The 16,960-nt window shown below is 72.7% G+C and carries 16 protein-coding genes, 1 rRNA gene and 2 pseudogenes; 14 read left to right on the top strand and 5 right to left on the bottom strand.

Translation table 11 applies throughout. From position 1 onward, the window contains the following. The 3 genes and pseudogenes from rrf to ACIPW5_RS32380 form a co-directional block, all read left to right on the top strand. Positions 1–91 (top strand): 5S ribosomal RNA (gene rrf / locus ACIPW5_RS32390); the annotation flags it as partial. A gap of 301 nt (positions 92–392) precedes the next feature. Further along, positions 393–1,169, top strand: a pseudogene (locus ACIPW5_RS32385) (hypothetical protein); the annotation flags it as partial. Positions 1,170–1,658: 489 nt separating this feature from the next. Beyond that, complete coding sequence (locus tag ACIPW5_RS32380) at positions 1,659–2,507, top strand: hypothetical protein (protein ID WP_401252679.1); 849 nt, start codon at positions 1,659–1,661, stop codon at positions 2,505–2,507. An 82-nt stretch (positions 2,508–2,589) separates the two neighbouring features. Here the strand turns inward: ACIPW5_RS32380 and ACIPW5_RS32375 are convergent, their stop codons facing one another. After that, entirely contained in the window at positions 2,590–3,861 is a 1,272-nt protein-coding gene (locus ACIPW5_RS32375) for a DUF1015 family protein (RefSeq protein ID WP_401252660.1), read from the bottom strand. Between the two features lie 134 nt (positions 3,862–3,995). On the opposite strand from ACIPW5_RS32375, the gene ACIPW5_RS32370 reads away from it, so the two are divergent. The 4 genes from ACIPW5_RS32370 to ACIPW5_RS32355 all read left to right on the top strand — a co-directional run bounded on the left by ACIPW5_RS32370 (position 3,996) and on the right by ACIPW5_RS32355 (position 8,071). Then, on the top strand, positions 3,996–5,045 hold the full coding sequence (locus tag ACIPW5_RS32370) for an HAD hydrolase-like protein (protein WP_401252657.1): 1,050 nt from the start codon (positions 3,996–3,998) through the stop codon (positions 5,043–5,045). A gap of 64 nt (positions 5,046–5,109) precedes the next feature. Then, positions 5,110–6,159, top strand: a complete 1,050-nt coding sequence (locus tag ACIPW5_RS32365) for a FecCD family ABC transporter permease (RefSeq protein WP_401252654.1) — start codon at positions 5,110–5,112, stop codon at positions 6,157–6,159. Further along, positions 6,156–7,238, top strand: coding sequence for a FecCD family ABC transporter permease (locus ACIPW5_RS32360; protein WP_401252651.1), 1,083 nt, complete (start codon positions 6,156–6,158; stop codon positions 7,236–7,238). Before ACIPW5_RS32365 ends, ACIPW5_RS32360 begins: the two co-directional genes overlap by 4 nt. Continuing rightward, entirely contained in the window at positions 7,235–8,071 is an 837-nt protein-coding gene (locus ACIPW5_RS32355) for an ABC transporter ATP-binding protein (protein WP_401252649.1), read from the top strand. Before ACIPW5_RS32360 ends, ACIPW5_RS32355 begins: the two co-directional genes overlap by 4 nt. 24 nt (positions 8,072–8,095) lie before the next feature. Here the strand turns inward: ACIPW5_RS32355 and ACIPW5_RS32350 are convergent, their stop codons facing one another. Beyond that, positions 8,096–8,443, bottom strand: coding sequence for an alkyl sulfatase C-terminal domain-containing protein (locus ACIPW5_RS32350; RefSeq protein WP_401252646.1), 348 nt, complete (start codon positions 8,441–8,443; stop codon positions 8,096–8,098). A gap of 65 nt (positions 8,444–8,508) precedes the next feature. Here ACIPW5_RS32350 and ACIPW5_RS32345 point away from each other — a divergent pair, with 65 nt between their 5' ends. The 5 genes from ACIPW5_RS32345 to ACIPW5_RS32325 all read left to right on the top strand — a co-directional run bounded on the left by ACIPW5_RS32345 (position 8,509) and on the right by ACIPW5_RS32325 (position 13,649). After that, the gene (locus ACIPW5_RS32345) at positions 8,509–8,784 is read left to right on the top strand and encodes a hypothetical protein (RefSeq protein WP_401252643.1); all 276 of its coding nucleotides are present in this window, start codon (positions 8,509–8,511) and stop codon (positions 8,782–8,784) included. 7 nt (positions 8,785–8,791) lie between these two features. Then, a complete protein-coding gene (locus ACIPW5_RS32340; protein WP_401252640.1) occupies positions 8,792–9,607 on the top strand; it encodes a TlyA family RNA methyltransferase in 816 nt (271 codons plus the stop codon). Between the two features lie 38 nt (positions 9,608–9,645). Beyond that, positions 9,646–10,575 carry an NAD kinase gene (locus ACIPW5_RS32335; protein ID WP_401252637.1) on the top strand — a complete coding sequence of 310 codons (930 nt, stop codon included), beginning with the start codon at positions 9,646–9,648 and terminating at the stop codon, positions 10,573–10,575. Between the two features lie 93 nt (positions 10,576–10,668). Then, positions 10,669–12,387, top strand: coding sequence for a DNA repair protein RecN (gene recN, locus ACIPW5_RS32330; RefSeq protein ID WP_401252677.1), 1,719 nt, complete (start codon positions 10,669–10,671; stop codon positions 12,385–12,387). Positions 12,388–12,533: 146 nt separating this feature from the next. Further along, complete coding sequence (locus ACIPW5_RS32325) at positions 12,534–13,649, top strand: glycosyltransferase family 4 protein (protein ID WP_401252634.1); 1,116 nt, start codon at positions 12,534–12,536, stop codon at positions 13,647–13,649. A gap of 571 nt (positions 13,650–14,220) precedes the next feature. On the opposite strand, the gene ACIPW5_RS32320 is transcribed toward ACIPW5_RS32325, so the two are convergent. After that, on the bottom strand, positions 14,221–14,433 hold the full coding sequence (locus tag ACIPW5_RS32320; protein WP_401252674.1) for a hypothetical protein: 213 nt from the start codon (positions 14,431–14,433) through the stop codon (positions 14,221–14,223). On the opposite strand from ACIPW5_RS32320, the pseudogene ACIPW5_RS32315 reads away from it, so the two are divergent. Next, positions 14,428–14,797, top strand: a pseudogene (locus tag ACIPW5_RS32315) (transposase); the annotation flags it as partial. The gene ACIPW5_RS32320 and the pseudogene ACIPW5_RS32315 sit on opposite strands and share 6 nt — an antisense overlap. Before the next feature lie 45 nt (positions 14,798–14,842). Here the strand turns inward: ACIPW5_RS32315 and ACIPW5_RS32310 are convergent. Further along, positions 14,843–15,364, bottom strand: coding sequence for a hypothetical protein (locus ACIPW5_RS32310; protein WP_401252631.1), 522 nt, complete (start codon positions 15,362–15,364; stop codon positions 14,843–14,845). A 65-nt stretch (positions 15,365–15,429) separates the two neighbouring features. Continuing rightward, a complete protein-coding gene (gene cutA / locus ACIPW5_RS32305) occupies positions 15,430–15,747 on the bottom strand; it encodes a divalent-cation tolerance protein CutA (protein ID WP_401252628.1) in 318 nt (105 codons plus the stop codon). Between the two features lie 232 nt (positions 15,748–15,979). Here cutA and ACIPW5_RS32300 point away from each other — a divergent pair, with 232 nt between their 5' ends. Then, complete coding sequence (locus ACIPW5_RS32300) at positions 15,980–16,294, top strand: 4a-hydroxytetrahydrobiopterin dehydratase (RefSeq protein WP_401252626.1); 315 nt, start codon at positions 15,980–15,982, stop codon at positions 16,292–16,294. Positions 16,295–16,960 lie beyond the last annotated feature (666 nt).

The raw sequence follows: 16,960 nt of genomic DNA, 5'->3' as shown, positions 1-16,960 counted from the left end.
GCCCGGTTACATTCCGAACCCGGAAGCTAAGCCTTTCAGCGCCGATGGTACTGCAGGGGGGACCCTGTGGGAGAGTAGGACGCCGCCGAACAATCTTTCAAAGGACCCTTGGTCCAGCGTTCAACGCTGGACCAAGGGTCCTTTTTGTTTTTCACCATCTTTACGTCGAAGCGCGGCCATGGGCTGGCTGCGCGAGAATGACTAGCGGTACCCCGAAGACAGGAGTCACACCCATGTCCAACTACTCCGACGATCGTCCGGAGCGCGAGCCTCGGCGCAACGACGGCGGTGACAGGGGCGGCTACCGCGGGGGCCGTGACGACCGCGGCGGTGACCGTGGTGGCTTCCGTCGCGACGACCGCGGCGGCCGGCCGGCCGGTGGCGGCGGCGGCTTCCGCCGTGACGACCGTGGTGGACGTCCCGCCGGCGGTGGCGACCGTCCCTCGTACCCGCGTCGCGATGACCGCGGTGGCGACCGTCCGTCGTACCCGCGTCGCGATGACGACCGTGGTGGCTTCCGCGGCGGTCGTGACGACCGCGGCGGTGACCGCCCGTCCTACCCGCGCCGCGACGACCGCGGTGGCGACCGTCCCTCCTTCCCCCGTCGTGATGACCGGGGTGGGGACCGTCCGTCGTTCCGTCGTGACGACCGTGGGGACCGTCCCTCGTACCCGCGTCGCGACGACCGTGGTGGCGACCGCCCGTCGTACCCGCGCCGTGACGATGACCGTGGTGGCTTCCGCGGCGGTCGTGACGACCGCGGTGGCGACCGCCCGTCCTACCCGCGCCGTGACGACCGCGGTGGCGACCGTCCCTCCTTCCCCCGTCGTGACGACCGGGGTGAGCGTCCCTCGTACCCGCGTCGCGATGACGACCGTGGTGGTTTCCGCGGTGGCCGTGACGACCGTGGCGGCGACCGCCCGTCCTACCCGCGCCGTGACGACCGCGGTGGCGACCGTCCCTCGTTCCGTCGTGACGACCGTGGGGACCGTCCCTCCTACCCGCGCCGTGATGACCGTGGTGGCGACCGCCCGTCGTACCCGCGTCGCGATGACGACCGTGGTGGTTTCCGTGGTGGTCGTGACGACCGCGGTGGCGACCGTCCGTCCTACCCGCGCCGTGACGACCGCGGTGGCGACCGTCCCTCCTTCCCCCGTCGTGACGACCGGGGTGAGCGTCCCTCGTACCCGCGTCGTGACGATGACCGTGGTGGTTTCCGCGGTGGCCGTGACGACCGTGGCGGCGACCGCCCGTCCTACCCGCGCCGTGACGACCGGGGTGGCGACCGTCCGTCGTTCCGTCGTGACGACCGTGGGGACCGTCCCTCGTACCCGCGTCGCGATGATGACCGCGGTGGGCGTCCGTCCTACCCGCGTCGTGATGACGACCGTGGTGGCTTCCGTGGCGGTCGTGACGACCGTGGCGGCGACCGTCCCTCCTACCCGCGTCGCGACGACCGCGGTGGGGACCGTGGCGGCTTCCGTCGCGACGACCGGGGCGACCGTGGTGGCTACCGTGGTGGCCGCGATGACCGTGGTGGCGACCGTGGCGGCTTCCGCCGTGACGACCGGGGCGACCGCGACTTCCGCTCCGACCGCGACCCGGTCAAGCGGCTTCCGATCGACGAGGACGTCACCGGCAACGAGATCGACGCCGATGTGCGCCAGGAGCTCCTGAGCCTGCCCAAGGGGCTGGCCGAGGAGGTCTCGCGCAACCTGGTCATGGTCGCCCGGCTGATCGACGAGGACCCAGAGCAGGCGTACGCGTACTCCCGCATCGCCCTCCGCCTGGCCTCCCGCGTCGCCGCCGTGCGCGAGGCCGCCGGCTTCGCCGCGTACGCCACGCAGAAGTACAGCGAGGCGCTCGCCGAGTTCCGTGCCGCCAAGCGGATGACCGGTTCCGTCGAGCTGTGGCCCGTCATGGCCGACTGCGAGCGCGGCCTCGGCCGTCCGGAGCGGGCGCTGGCCATGGCCGGTGAGCCCGAGGTGCAGAAGCTGGACAAGGCCGGCCAGGTCGAGATGCGTCTCGTCGCCGCCGGTGCCCGCCGGGACATGGGTGAGCTCGACGCCGCCATCGTGACCCTGCAGAGCCCGGAGCTGGCCTCCAGCTCCGTGCAGCCGTGGACCGCGCGCCTGCGGTACGCGTACGCCGACGCGCTCCTCGCGGCCGGCCGCGAGGACGAGGCGCGCGAGTGGTTCGCGAAGACCCTCGAGGCCGACAAGGACGGCGCGACCGACGCCTCCGACCGGCTCGCCGAGATCGACGGCGTGGAGTTCGTGGACGCCGCCGCGGCCGACGACGAGGACGAGGACGTCGACGGCGTGGACGTCGAGGACGACGAGGACGACGAGCAGGACCCGGCCGAGGTGGCCGCCGCCGAGCGCGCCGCCGACCAGGCCGAGTACTACGACGAGGACGACGAGGAGTACGAGCCCGCCGACGACGCCGACGTCGACCTGACGGACGAGCTCGTGGTCGTCGAGGACGACGAGCGCGGCAAGGCGTAACCGCGGCGCCCGCGAGACGAAGGAAGGGCGGCACCCCCTCGGGGGTGCCGCCCTTCCGCGTGTCCGGGGGCCGGAGGGGCCGTCAGTCCAGGCTGCGCAGGACCAGGCCGGTGGCCGGCTTCGGGCCGAACGAGGTGGACTTGCGGGGCATCGTGACGCCCTGGCGGGCCAGGTCCCGGACGACCTCCTCCCGTACGGGGTGCAGCAGGACCGCGGTGCCGCCGTGGCGCTCGGCCATCGCGACGGTCGCGGCGGCGTCGTGGATGTACGTGATGTGCTCGGGGGCGTCCGGGACCTGCCACAGGGCGTCGAGCAGGGAGGCGTGCAGCACCGTCGCGTCCAGCCGGCGCCAGGCCTCGGGGCGGTCGTGCCGTACGGTCCGTTCGATGAGGGCCGGGTCCGGATCGGTGACCAGGTGGTAGGAGCCGTCGCCGGTGAGGAGGAAGGCGTTCCCGCGCTCCGAGGCGTCCGCGAGGGCCTCCAGGGCCAGCGGCAGCGGGCCTTCGACGGGGCGGACCCGGAAGGAGCCCTCGACCTTGGCGAGGGCCTCGGCCAGGGGGAGCCGGCGCAGCATCCGGTGGATGGCCCGGACCTGGAGCGGGTAGCGGGCGGTGTCGACGAGGAGGACCAGGCCGAAGTCCCACGGGGTGGCGGGGCCGTGCTCCTCCTGGAGGCGCAGGTACGTCGCCCAGCGGTGGTGGCCGTCGGCGATGAGTGCCTGGCGGTGGGCGAGGTCGGCGGTGACGACGGCCAGCTCGTCGGGGTCGGTGATCGCCCAGAGGCTGTGCCGGAAGCCGTCCTCGGTGACGGTGGACAGCAGCGGTTCGCGCGCGGCGGTGTCCTCGACGACGGCGGCCGCGCCGGTGCCCGGGCCGTCGCCCCGGTAGGTGAGGAGCAGGGGTTCCAGATTGGCCGAGGTGGCGCGCATCAGGCCCGCCCGGTCCGTGACCACGTCCGGCATGACGTCCTCGTGCGGGAGGACCACGCCCGCCTCGGCGGGGGAGAGGGCGAGGGCGCCGATGATGCCGCGCTGGAGCAGGCCCGGCTTGCGCTGCTCGTAGACGTAGAGGGCGGGCCGCGCGTCGGCGCTGAGGACGCCCCCGGCGAGCCAGTCGCGCAGGGTGCGGGCGGCCTGCTCGTTGCGCGCGGCCGGGGTCTCGGCCTGGGGCAGGATCAGCCGGACGATGTTGTGCGGGTCGGCGGATTCGAGGTAGTCGACTCCGTCGGGGCGTACGACCACGTCGTACGGCGGCGAGGTCACGGCCGCCAGGCTGCCGACGCGCTCCGGGACGTAGCGCAGTCCGTGGAAGGGGATCAGGCGCAGCCCGTGCTCCGCGTTGCCAGGTGTGGTCATTGGTGCATGGTAAGACCCGTCTCGCGATGCGGGATGATCGGGGGAGCTACGGGGCAGCGCAAAATCGGACAAGATCGATCGTAAGAATCCCGGTGGCTCGAGCGTTGTTGGAACGGTTCAGGAGGAATGGCGAGATGACCCGGCAGAGCAGGACGAGCCCCGCGGGCAGCGAGCGGAGTCTGCACCAGGCGTACGACACGGCGCTGATGGACCTCGACGGCGTGGTGTACGCGGGCGGGAACGCCATCGCGCACGCCGTGGAGTCCCTCGCCGCGGCCCGGGAGGGCGGGATGCACCTCGCGTACGTCACCAACAACGCACTGCGGACCCCGGACGCGGTCGCGGAGCACCTGACCGAGCTGGGCATCCCGACCGAGGCGGGTGAGGTGATCACCTCCGCGCAGGCGGTGGCCCGGCTGATCGCGGAGCAGGTGGAGCCGGGGTCGAAGGTGCTGGTGATCGGCGGTGAGGGGCTGCGGGTCGCGCTGCGCGAGCGCGGGCTGGTGCCGGTGGAGTCCGCGGACGAGGAGGACCTCGCGGCGGTGGTCCAGGGGTACGGCGGGCCGGATCTGCCGTGGGGTCGGTTCGCGGAGGCCGCGTACGCGGTCAACCGGGGGGTGCCGTGGTTCGCGTCCAACACCGATCTGACGATTCCGGGGGCGCGGGGGATCGGGCCGGGCAACGGTGCGGCCGTGGAGGTCGTACGGATCGCCACGGGCGCGGAGCCGCAGGTGGCGGGGAAGCCGTTGCCGCCGATGCACCGGGAGACGGTGCTGCGGACCGGGGCGGAGCGGCCGCTGGTGGTGGGGGACCGGCTGGACTCCGACATCGAGGGCGCGTTCAACGGGGACGTGGACTCGCTGCTGGTGCTGACCGGGGTGACGGACGCGGTGCAGCTGCTGCGGGCCGAGCCGAGGCACCGGCCGACCTATGTGGACCGGGACCTGCGGGGGCTGCTCACCGGGCAGCCGGAGGTGGTGGAGCACGCGGGTGGCCGGCGGTGCGGCGGCTGGACCGCGGTGCACGCGGACGGCCGTCTCGACGTGGAGCCGACGGGCGGTGCGGGCGGTCCCGGCGATCCCGTGGACGGGCTGCGGGCGCTGTGCGCGGTGGCCTGGTCGCAGGCCGGGGACGGGGCGTACGCGGGCGACGTGGAGAAGGCCCTGGCGAAGCTGGGTTTCTGAGCGGCCGGGCTCGGCCGTTCGGGGGAACCGGGAACGCGCAGGCTAGGCTAACCTAACTTGGGTGTTGGCTGAGAGTCCCCCCGAAACCGAGCAGGGCGCGCCGCCGCCGTCGTCCGTCCGTCCGCGGCACGCGGCGCGCGCGGCCGGTCTGCTGATCGCCTTCGCCGTGCTGGCCCTCGTCGCGGTGGCGAGCATCGCCGTCGGTGCCAAGGCGATGCCGCTCGACGAGGTCTGGCACGGCCTGTTCCACTACTCCGGCACCACCAACGACGTGGTCGTACGGGACCTGCGGGTCCCGCGCACCGTCCTCGGGGTGCTGGTCGGTCTCGGACTCGGGCTGTCCGGCGCGGTGATGCAGGCGCTGACCCGCAACCCGCTGGCCGAGCCCGGCATCCTCGGCGTGAACGCCGGCGCCGCGGCCGCCGTCGTCTCGGCGATCAGCTTCTTCGGGGCCGCCACGCTGAACGAGTTCATCTGGTGGGCCTTCCTCGGCGCCGCCGTGGTCTCGGCCGCCGTGTACGTGCTGGGCGGCAGCCGCAGCGCGACGCCGGTGCGCCTCGCGCTCGCCGGTACGGCGGCCAGCGCGGCCCTCGTCGGTTACATCAACGCCGTGCAGCTGATGGACACCAAGGCGCTGGACAAGCTGCGCTTCTGGACGGTGGGATCGCTGGCCTCGGCCACCATGGACACCGTCCGGCAGGTGGCCCCCTTCCTGCTGGTCGGCGCGGTGCTCGCGCTGGCGCTGGGGCGGCCCCTGAACGCGATGGCGATGGGCGACGACACCGCGCGGGCGCTCGGCGCGCACCTGACGCGGACCCGGATCCTGTCGATGGCCGCCATCACCCTGCTCTGCGGGGCCGCGACGGCCGCGTGCGGGCCGATCGTCTTCATCGGGCTGATGATCCCGCACCTGGCCCGCCTGGTGACGGGGCCGGACATGCGCTGGGTGCTGGCGTACTCGGCCGTGCTGTCGCCCGTGCTGCTGCTCGGCGCCGACGTGATCGGACGGGTCGTCACCCGGCCCTCCGAGCTCCAGGTCGGCATCGTCACGGCGCTCATCGGCGGCCCCGTCTTCATCTACCTGGTTCGGCGCAAGAGGATGGCCCAGCTGTGACCGCTACTCCCGCAGCCCCGACGCCCCCCGCTCCGAACCCCGCCCCCCGGCTCCGGGCCCTGCGCGGGCCCGGCCGGACCTCGCTGCGGGTCGAGCCGCGCGCGCTGGTGACCGGTCTGGTGCTGGCCGTGGCGACCCTGGTGCTGGCCGTCGTGCTCATCGGCACCGGCGACTTCGAGATCGCGCCCTGGGACGTCGTGCAGACCCTGCTGGGCAACGGGACCCCGGCCGACGACTTCATCGTGAACGACCTGCGGCTGCCGCGGGTCATCGTCGCGGTGCTGGTCGGCGCGGCCCTGGGGATGTCCGGGGCGGTCTTCCAGTCCGTCTCGCGCAACCCGCTCGGCTCCCCGGACATGCTCGGCTTCGCGTACGGATCGGCCGTCGGCGCGCTCGTCGCCATCGTGCTGTTCAGGGGTGGCGCCGCCGAGGTCGCGCTGGGCGCCGTCGTGGGCGGGCTGGTGACCGGAGTGGTCGTCTACCTCCTCGCGTACAAGAAGGGCATCCACGGCTACCGGCTGGTGCTCGTCGGCATCGGGGCGTCCGCCGTCCTGGTGGCGGTCATCCAGTACCTGATCGGCAAGGCGCAGATCGTCGAGGCCACCCGGGCCATGGTGTGGCTGACCGGTTCGCTGGCCGGGCGGGACTGGGCGCAGGTGTGGCCGCTGCTGGCGTCCTGCGCGGTGCTGTTCCCGCTGGTCCTCGGGCAGAGCCGGGCGCTGCGGATGATCGAGATGGGCGACGACGCGGCGTACGCGCTGGGCGTGCCCGTGGAGCGGACCCGGATGCTGCTGATGCTGGCGGCGGTGCTGCTGACCACCGCGGCCGCCGCGGCGGCCGGGCCGATCAGCTTCGTGGCGCTGGCCGCGCCGCAGCTGGCCCGGCGGCTGTCGCGGTCGTCCGGGGCGGGCCTGCTGACCGGCGCACTGATGGGCGCCGTCCTGCTGCTGGCCTCGGACCTGGGCTCGCAGCGGGCCTTCGGTTCCGACCAGCTGCCGGTGGGCGTGGTCACGGGGCTGGTCGGCGGCATCTACCTGCTCTGGCTGCTCGTCACGGAGCGCAAGGCGGGACGTATATGAACGAGCAGGGCGGAACGAGGAGTGGGCAAGTGCAGAGGCTGAGCGCGGAGGGCGTCACCCTCGGCTACGACCAGCGGGTCATCGCGGAGAACCTGTCGGTGGAGATCCCCGACAACTCCTTCACGGTGATCGTGGGACCCAACGCCTGCGGCAAGTCGACGCTGCTGCGGGCCCTGTCGCGGATGCTGAAGCCGTCCGCCGGCCGGGTGCTGCTCGACGGTCAGGCGATCTCCTCGATGCCGGCGAAGAAGGTGGCGAAGACCCTGGGCCTGCTCCCGCAGTCCTCGATCGCCCCGGACGGCATCACGGTCGCCGACCTGGTCTCGCGCGGCCGCTACCCGCACCAGGGGCTGCTGCGCCAGTGGTCGCGGGAGGACGAGCGGATCGTCGTGGAGTCGATGGCCTCGACCGGGGTCGCCGAGCTCGCCGACCGGGCCGTGGACGAGCTGTCGGGCGGCCAGCGCCAGCGGGTGTGGATCGCGATGGCCCTGGCCCAGCAGACCCCGCTGTTGCTGCTCGACGAGCCGACGACCTACCTGGACATCCAGCACCAGCTCGACGTGCTGGACCTGTGCGCGGAGCTCCACGAGGAGCAGGGCCGGACCCTGGTCGCGGTGCTGCACGACCTCAACCAGGCGGCCCGCTACGCCACGCACCTGATCGCCCTGCGCGGGGGCGTGGTCGTAGCCGAGGGTCCGCCGGCCGAGGTGGTCACCGCCGAGCTGGTGGAAGAGGTCTTCGGCGTGCGCTGCCAGATCATCGACGACCCGGAGACGGGTACGCCGCTGGTGGTCCCGGCGGGCCGGCGGGCCCGGGCGAGGGCCGCGGTCTGAGGCCGGGGCCGTCGGGCGCCCGTCCTACAGCATGCTCTTGAGGCGCAGGAGGTCGCGGAAGCCCGCCTCCAGGCGGACCCGGCCCGAGGCCCAGGCCTTGGCGAACTTCAGCTCGCCGGCGACCATCGCGACCAGGTCGTCGCCGGTCATCGCCAGCCGGATCTCGGCCTTGGTCCGGGGCGGTCCGGGCGTGACCCCGTCCACCCGGATCCGGCCGTTCTGGAGGCGGCCGGAAAAGGTTTCGTCGAGGTCCGTGATGTGGCAGCTCAGGGAGCGGTCGAAGGCGGCGGCGCCGCGTACGTCGCCGTCCGCCGAGGCCAGGTTGTCGGAGAGTCGGTCGAGTGCCGCGCGGCACTCCTGGATCGTAGCCATGGTGATCACGACCGTACCGCAGAGCCGCGGGTGGTGGCGGCCGCGCTTCGGGGTAGCGTCGTGGCATGACCGACGCACAGTCCGGGAGCGTTCCGGACGAACCCCGGGAGCCCGTGGGCGGGCCCGCCGAGCCGTCCGCCGGGCCCGCGCCCCTGGGCCTCGTACGGACGCCCACCGGCCACGCCGCGGTGGACGCGCACCTGGAGCGGCTGGCGGACGCGGACGACCTGGCGGCGGACGGGCACGTCGAGGTGTACGAGGATGTGCACAGGGGACTGCGCGAGGCGCTGGACGCGCTGGACGCGACGCCCGTCCCCGGACCTTACGAAAACAGGAGCTGAACCGAACGTGGCAGGAGTGGCACGCCGCCGCCTGGACGCCGAACTGGTACGCCGCAGCATGGCCCGCTCGCGCGAGCACGCGGCCCAGCTGATCGCCGCGGGCCGGGTCACCGTGGGCGGTACCACCGCCACCAAAGCGGCCACCCAGGTCGAGACCAGCGCGGCGCTCGTCGTCCTCAAGGACGACAGCGACCCCGACTACGTCTCCCGGGGCGGCCACAAGCTGGCCGGCGCGCTCGCCGCGTTCCGGCCGCAGGGGCTGGCCGTCGAGGGCCGCCGGGCGCTGGACGCGGGCGCCTCGACGGGCGGGTTCACCGACGTGCTGCTGCGCGCGGGCGTGTCCCACGTCGTCGCCGTCGACGTCGGCTACGGGCAGCTCGCCTGGTCGCTGCAGAGCGACGAGCGGGTCACCGTCAAGGACCGTACGAACGTGCGCGAGCTGACGCCGGAGCTGATCGACGGGATCCCGGTGGACCTGGTCGTCGGGGACCTGTCCTTCATCTCCATCGGCCTGGTGCTGCCCGCGCTGGTGCGGTGCACGGCGCCGGACGCCGATCTGGTGCTGATGGTGAAGCCGCAGTTCGAGGTGGGCAAGGAGCGCCTGGGCAGCGGCGGTGTGGTGCGCAGCGCCGAGCTGCGGGCCGAGGCCGTGAAGGACGTCGCGGCGCAGGCCTGGAAGCTGGGGCTGGGCGTGCTCGGGGTGACCGCGAGCCCGTTGCCGGGGCCGTCGGGGAACGTCGAGTACTTTCTGTGGCTTCGGGCGGGGGCACCGGCACTCGACCCGGGGGATGTCGATCGTGCAGTGGCGGAGGGGCCGCAGTGACGGATGTGTCAGCAGGTTCAGCAGGTTCAGCACGTCGGGTGGAATCGGAGGGGGCGGCTTCGGGGGAGGCCGCGGGGCCGCGGACCGTCTTCCTGGTCGCGCACACCGGCCGGCCGGCCGCGATCCGCAGCGCCGAGCTGGTGGTGCAGGGGCTGCTGAAGTCGGGGATCGGGGTGCGGGTCCTGGAGCACGAGGCGCGGGACCTGCCGCTGCCGCCCGAGGTGGAGCTCGTCGCGGAGTGCACGCCCAAGGTGCTCGGCGGGTGCGAGCTGCTGATCGTGCTGGGCGGTGACGGGACCCTGCTGCGCGGGGCGGAGTTCGCGCGCGGTTCGGGGGTGCCGATGCTGGGCGTCAACCTGGGCCGGGTGGGGTTCCTCGCCGAGGCCGAGCGGGACGACCTGGACAAGGTCGTGGACCGGGTGGTGACCCGGTCGTACGAGGTCGAGGAGCGGATGACCCTCGACGTCCTCGTACGGACCAACGGCGACATCGTGCACCGGGACTGGGCGCTGAACGAGGCCGCCGTCCAGAAGGTGTCCGCCGAGCGGATGCTGGAGGTGGTCCTGGAGATCGACGGGCGCCCGGTGACCGGCTTCGGCTGTGACGGGATCGTCTGCGCGACGCCGACGGGTTCCACGGCGTACGCGTTCTCCGCGGGCGGGCCGGTGGTCTGGCCGGAGGTGGAGGCGCTGCTGATGGTGCCGATCAGCGCGCACGCGCTGTTCGCGAAGCCGCTGGTGACCTCGCCCACCTCGGTGCTGGCGGTGGAGGTGCAGAACGGTACCCCGCACGGCGCCCTGTGGTGCGACGGGCGCAGGACGCTGGAGCTGCCCGCCGGTGCGCGGGTGGAGGTGCGCCGGGGGACGGTGCCGGTGCGGCTCGCCCGGCTGCACCACGCGTCGTTCACGGACCGGCTGGTGGCGAAGTTCGCGCTGCCGGTCTCGGGGTGGCGCGGGGCACCGCACTGACGCTCCAATAGCACATCCGTTCGAGAAACTTCGGGCGGGTGAGGTCACATGGCACCCGTGAAACCTCGGTATGGTCGTCCCGTGCTTGAGGAGATGCGGATACGGTCGCTCGGGGTCATCGACGACGCGGTGGTCGAGCTGTCGCCCGGTTTCACCGCGGTGACCGGCGAGACCGGTGCGGGCAAGACGATGGTCGTCACCAGCCTCGGGCTGCTGCTCGGCGGCCGCGCCGACCCGGCCCTCGTACGGATCGGGGCCAAGGCCGCGGTGGTCGAGGGGCGCGTCGTCATGCGCCCGGACGCACCCGCCGCCGTACGCGCCGAGGAAGCCGGGGCCGAGCTCGACGAGGGCGCCCTGCTCATCAGCCGGACCGTGTCCGCCGAAGGGCGCTCCCGCGCCCACGTCGGCGGCCGCTCCGTCCCCGTCGGCCTGCTCGCCGAACTCGCCGACGACCTCGTCGCCGTCCACGGCCAGACCGACCAGCAGGGCCTGCTGCGCCCGGCCCGCCAGCGCCAGGCCCTCGACCGGTACGCCGGCGACGCCGTCGCCGTCCCCCTGGAGAAGTACGCCGGCGCGTACCGGCGGCTGCGCGCCGCCACCACCGAACTCGACACCATCACCACCCGCGCCCGCGAACGGGCCCAGGAAGCGGACCTGCTGCGCTTCGGACTCGACGAGATCGCCGCCGTCGAACCGCTGCCCGGCGAGGACGCCGAACTCGCGGCCGAGGCCGAACGGCTCGGGCACGCCGAGTCCCTGGCCTCCGCCGCGCAGACCGCGCACGCGGCCCTCGCCGGCGACGTCGAGGACCCGGAGGGCGTCGACGCCAACACCCTCGTCGCCGGCGCGCACCGCGCCCTGGAATCCGTACGCTCCCACGACCCGGCGCTCGGGGGGCTCGCCGACCGGATCGCGGAGCTGGGCATCCTGCTCGGCGACGTGGCCGGCGAGCTCGCCGGGTACGCCGACGACCTGGACGCCGATCCGCTGCGGCTGGCCGCGGTGGAGGAGCGCAGGGCCGCCCTCACCCAGCTCACCCGCAAGTACGGGGAGTCCGTCGACGCGGTGCTCGACTGGGCCCAGAAGGGCTCGGCGCGGCTGCTGGAGCTGGACGGGGACGACGAACGGATCACCGAGCTGACCGCCGAGCGGGACGCCCTCCGCGAGGAGCTGTCCCTGCTGGCCCAGGCCCTGACGGACGCCCGGACCGAGGCCGCCGAACGCTTCGCCGCCGCCGTCACCGCCGAGCTCGCCTCCCTGGCCATGCCGCACGCCCGGGTGACCATCGACATCCGCCAGACCGATGACGCCGACGGCGTCGAGGTCGGCGGACGCACGGTCGCGTACGGGCCCGCGGGCGCGGACGAGGTCGAACTGCTGCTGGCCCCGCACCCCGGCGCCCAGCCCCGTCCGATCGCCAAGGGCGCCTCGGGCGGCGAGCTCTCCCGGGTCATGCTGGCCGTCGAGGTCGTCTTCGCCGGCACCGCCCCCGTGCCCACCTACCTCTTCGACGAGGTCGACGCGGGCGTCGGCGGCAAGGCCGCCGTCGAGATCGGCCGGCGGCTCGCGAAGCTCGCCAAGTCCGCGCAGGTCGTCGTCGTCACGCACCTGCCGCAGGTCGCGGCCTTCGCCGACCGCCAGCTGCTCGTGGAGAAGACCGTCGACGGATCGGTGACCCGCTCCGGGGTGACCGTCCTGGAAGGCGAGGAGCGGATCCGCGAGCTGTCACGGATGCTGGCCGGCCAGGAGGACTCCCAGACGGCGCGGGCCCACGCCGAAGAGCTGCTGGAGGCGGCCCGCGCGGACGCGTGACGACGCGGACGTTAGCCCGTGTGGGTGAGGCTGGGGGGCGCACGGCGGCATCTCGCGCGGGATCCGCACCCGTATGGTCCCGGAACGCGCGTGCGGACTGGCATCCTGGGCGACGTCTCTGACCCCTCACCCTGGAGCTACGGCCAGTGAGCAGCTCCCCGGCCTCCTTCCCGGCCCCCGCACAGCCGTACGGGCGGCCGCCGCTGCGCGCCGTCCAGGTCCTCGGCGGTGCGGGCGCGGGCAGCAGCGCGCACGTGCGGTCCCTGACCACGGGACTGGCGGCGCGGGGCGTACGGGTCACCGTGTGCGCCCCCGTCGCGGCCGAAGGGGAGTACGACTTCACCGGCGCCGGGGCGGAGTTCACCCCCGACGCATCGGGCGCCCTGCGGGCCGCCTGCGCCGGGGCCGACGTGGTGCACGCCCACGGGATCCGCGCCGGGATGCGCGCCGCGATGGCGCTGCGCCGGGGCGGACGCCGGGTACCGCTGGTGGTGACCTGGCACAGCGGCCCGCCCGAACCCGCGGGACCCCTCGGCCGGCTGAGCCGGCTCCTGGAACGGCACGTGGCCCGGGCCGCGGCGGTGGTGCTCGGCTCCTCCTCCGACCAGGTCGACCTCGCGCGGCGGCGCGGCGCCCGGGACGCCCGGCTGGCGGCGGTCGCCGTCCCCGCGGCGGCGGCACTCCCCGACGCGGGCAAGACCCGGGCGGAACTGGGCGCGGTGGAACGGCCCCTGATCATCGCGGTCGGCAGCCTGGTGGCGCGCCGCGGGTACTCCGTCCTGCTGGACGCGGCGCGCGCCTGGCGGGTGCTGGAGCCGCTGCCGCTGCTGGTGATCGCGGGGGAGGGGCCGCTGCGGCCCGAACTGACCCGGCGCATCCAGGAGGAGGGCCTCCCGGTCCGCCTCCTGGGCCGCCGCCGCGACGCCGACCGCCTGCTGGCGGCGGCCGACGTCGCCGTCCTGCCCAGCCGCTGGGAGGGCCGCTCCCTGCTCGCGCAGGAGGCCCTGAGGGCGGGGGTGGCGCTGGTGGCCACCGAGGTCGGAGCCGTCCCGGAACTGGTCGGCGACGCGGCGGTCCTGGTCCCCTACGGCGACTCGGGCGCACTGGCGGGCGCGGTGGCGGCCCTCCTGGACGACCCGGACCGCCGCGCCGCCCTCGCGGTGGCGGGACGCGCCCAGGCGGCGACGTGGCCGTCGGAGGACGACACGGTGGCGCAGGTCCTGGCGGTCTACGACGAACTGATGGACCGGCCGGTCGCCTGAGGGGGCGGGGGGTGCGGGCGCGGGGCGCGGGCGCGCTATCTCCCCCTCGACCCGCTGGGGTCGGGCGGCGGCTGCCCACCCGCCTCCCTGTCTGCGGGCCGGGGGCCGGGTGGGCGGTGCACCCCCGGGCGGTCTCAGAGCTGGTTGGGGGCTTCCCGTCAGTCCCATCGTCCTTCCGGTTCGTGCCGGCCTGTCAAGGGCGCTCCTTCGTCGCGTCGCTTCGCGATGGCCTTCGGCCACCCTTGACAGGCCGACCCGCCCCGGAAAGCCGAAAGACTGCCGGGAAACCCCCAAAGAAACGGCACGGTCCATGACCAAGGGACGGGTCTCTCAGCGATGAGGCGAGGGGCCGGGACCCGGCCCGCCGGGCATCCGGGCCCGTCCAGCCCCGGTCCGGGGCCAGGGGCGCGACTACCTGCACGAAAAGTCGCTCAGAGCACGCTACGGACCACCCAAGCGCGACAGATCGCTACGCGCTCCTCAAGGCTTGGCGTCCGGCGACCGCCTGGGGCTGATGCCTGCAGCAAAAGTCGATCAGAGCAGTGCGGAAGCGCAGGGGCGCTTCAGATCGCTACGTGCTCCTCTGATCTCGGCGGCCGACGGCCGTCCTGGGCTGGTCCGGGGCGGGCTGGACGTTGGTGGCGGCGGTGGTGAACTCGCGGCCGGAGGCGCCTCGGATGTAGGCGAGCTCGATCCAGCGCTCGTGGGCGACGGAGTCCGAGACGTTCTCGTTGATCACGGCCATCAGCTCGCCCTCGGCGCCTGACGCGATGTCTGTACCCAGTTCACCGTGGTCATGGACGCGATCAGAGTGCCACGCATCGGACCCGGACGGCCCCGCATGCGGCCCGATCACGTCCTCGGCGACAAGGACTACAGCTCGAAAAGCGATCCGGACCTGGCTCCGCCGGCGGCGCATCCCCCATACGATCCCTGAGCGGGCAGACCAGGCCCGCAACCGCGCCCGGCGAGGGAGTAACGGAGGCCGGCCGCCAGCCTTCGACCGCGTGGTCTACAAGCACCGCAACGTCGTGGAACGGTGCTTCAACCGCTTGAAGCAGTGGCGGGGCATTGCCACCCGGTATGACAAGACCGCCCAGTCCTACGAAGCTGCGATCACCCTCGCATCACTCCTGATGTGGGCGTGATCCTCTCGCCTGGCTTCCCGGGTGTCGTCGACGAGTTGATCGCGATCAGCGTGATTCAAAACCCAGACGGGCCGGGAGATCGCCCATCGTGCAGAGCGCTGTGACCTGCTCCTGCAAACGGCTCAGGGCGTCCGTGAGGGAAAGTTGATCGATCCGCTCGAAATAGAGGGAGTGGACGTCGGCACCGAACTCTCCGAAGGGTCGTTCAAGGTCGACATCCACCATGGCTTGAACGATGCACCCGGCCGAGGTGATGGTCACACCTGCCGAAAATCGCAGCTCACTGACGTCGGCATCGCCCTCCGCGAAGAAGCTGAAGCGGTGGTGGAGCCGCAGTTCAGGTCCCGCTGCATGCGTTTCGATCAAGATGGCAGGCATCAACCCAGACTCATCCCCGAAGTTGTGCGTGAGGTAGAGCTGAGTGGTGAAATCGTTCAGCTGCTTGTGCAGTTGGTGCATCATGGCCAGCAAGAGAGCCGTGCTTTCGGCATCGTCCGCGCCGGTGACGTTCAACATCGGTGAATCATCACCCAGACGCAACTGTGCTGGCACGTGAGTTTCGTCCACCCGGCTGCCGCCCTCCTCCTCGGTCAGCCCAACCTCACGGGCCGCAACCCTTTTGACGACAAGCCCTAGCGCGTGGCCCGGGTGATCCACTCCAGGTATTCGGCGCGGCCGGCGTCGATGGTGAAGGCGATGACTTCCGGTGAGTCGTAGGGGTGGTGGGCCACGAGGTGGTCTTCCAAGGCCTTGATCCGGTCACCGCTGGTCCTGAACGTCACCTGCCACTCGATGCCTTGGGAGACTTCGCCAAGGTGCCGGTAGGTGGTCTCGATTGGGCCGGTCACCTGGCCGGAGGCCGCGAGGTTCGTCTCGACGGCCGAGCGGGAGAGAGCACGGGCCGCATCCTGAGTGTCGGTCGTCGTCAGCACGATCATGAAGTCAGCCATGAACGCACGGTAGCCCGGAGGCCGCTGGGCCAGCCCAAGAACAAGACCATGAAGGCCGGGCCGAGGCCTACCGGGACACCTGCACCCCCGTCAGTCCCATCGTCCTTCCTGTTCGTGCCCGCCTGTCAAGGGCGCTCCTTCGTCCTGGAGCGGGCCATGCGTCCGTGGCACGATGCCCCCGTAGGCCGGGGCCTCGCCGAGATCCTGGCGCCGGTTGGCAAGGGGAGCTGACATGGGCGTACCGACGGTCCTCACCGACGAGCAGATCGCCGAGATGCTGGCCGGGCTGCCCGGCTGGGAGCGCAAGGGCGACGAGATCACCCGCACCTACGAGATCCGCTACCACGCCGCCGTGGCAGCCATCGTCACCATCGCCGACCGGTCCAGGCGCATCCAGCACCACGCGGACCTCGACCTGCGGATCGACCACCTGCGGGCAACGATCACCACCCACGACGCCGGTCACCGCCTCACCGCAGCCGACTTCGACCTCGCCCACCGCATCGACGCGATCGTCGCCGCCCACCAGTCCCTTCCCCTGGACTGACCGGGGAACGAAATGCAGCCGACTCCCTTCCCCGGAAATCCGAAGCGAGAGCCAGTCGCCGAAGTGTCCGAAGCGCGTAGCGATCTCTCGCGTCTGTCGGATCCCTGGGCCTGTCGGTTCGTCCTCTGGTGCGGGTGTCAGCCCAGGACGGTCGCCGGACGCTGAGACGAGAGGAGCGCGTAGCGATCTGTCGCGCCCCTGCGCTTCCGCGCTGCTCTGGTCGACTTTTGGTGCAGGTATCAGCCCAGGGCGGTCGCCGGACGCCAAGCCGGGAGGAGCGCGTAGCGATCTGTCGCGTCTGGGTGGTCCGCAGGACGCTCTGATCGACTTTTCGTGCAGGTAGCCGCGCCCCTGGCCCGGAATCATGGATCTGGGGCTCGGATGCCCGGCAGGCCGGGCCCCGGCCCCTCGCCTCATCCCTGACGGACCCGTCCCTTGATCATGGACCGTGCCGTTTCTTTGGGGGTTTCCCGGCAGTCTTTCGGCTTTCCGGGGCGGGTCGGTCTGTCAAGGGTGGAGCGAAGCGACATCGCGTAGCGACGCGACGAAGGAGCGCCCTTGACAGGCCGGCACGACGCGGAAGGACGATGGGACTGACGGGAAGCCCCCAACCTGCTCTGAGGCCGTTCGAGGGGCTACCGCTCCCCGGGCACCCACCCGCACCCC

It is taken from the genome of Streptomyces sp. NPDC090077 (assembly GCF_044747545.1).
Taxonomy (GTDB): Bacteria; Actinomycetota; Actinomycetes; order Streptomycetales; family Streptomycetaceae; genus Streptomyces.
This window is presented reverse-complemented; position numbering and strand designations above follow the sequence as displayed.

What these genes read in the sequence shown, in the direction of transcription:
- ACIPW5_RS32300 (WP_401252626.1), top strand. Translation starts at nt 15,980, where the DNA reads ATGGGCGTACCGACGGTCCTCACCGACGAGCAGATCGCCGAGATGCTG.
- cutA (WP_401252628.1), bottom strand. Translation starts at nt 15,747, where the DNA reads ATGGCTGACTTCATGATCGTGCTGACGACGACCGACACTCAGGATGCG.
- ACIPW5_RS32370 (WP_401252657.1), top strand. Translation starts at nt 3,996, where the DNA reads ATGACCCGGCAGAGCAGGACGAGCCCCGCGGGCAGCGAGCGGAGTCTG.
- ACIPW5_RS32355 (WP_401252649.1), top strand. Translation starts at nt 7,235, where the DNA reads ATGAACGAGCAGGGCGGAACGAGGAGTGGGCAAGTGCAGAGGCTGAGC.
- ACIPW5_RS32350 (WP_401252646.1), bottom strand. Translation starts at nt 8,443, where the DNA reads ATGGCTACGATCCAGGAGTGCCGCGCGGCACTCGACCGACTCTCCGAC.
- ACIPW5_RS32375 (WP_401252660.1), bottom strand. Translation starts at nt 3,861, where the DNA reads ATGACCACACCTGGCAACGCGGAGCACGGGCTGCGCCTGATCCCCTTC.
- ACIPW5_RS32345 (WP_401252643.1), top strand. Translation starts at nt 8,509, where the DNA reads ATGACCGACGCACAGTCCGGGAGCGTTCCGGACGAACCCCGGGAGCCC.
- recN (WP_401252677.1), top strand. Translation starts at nt 10,669, where the DNA reads ATGCGGATACGGTCGCTCGGGGTCATCGACGACGCGGTGGTCGAGCTG.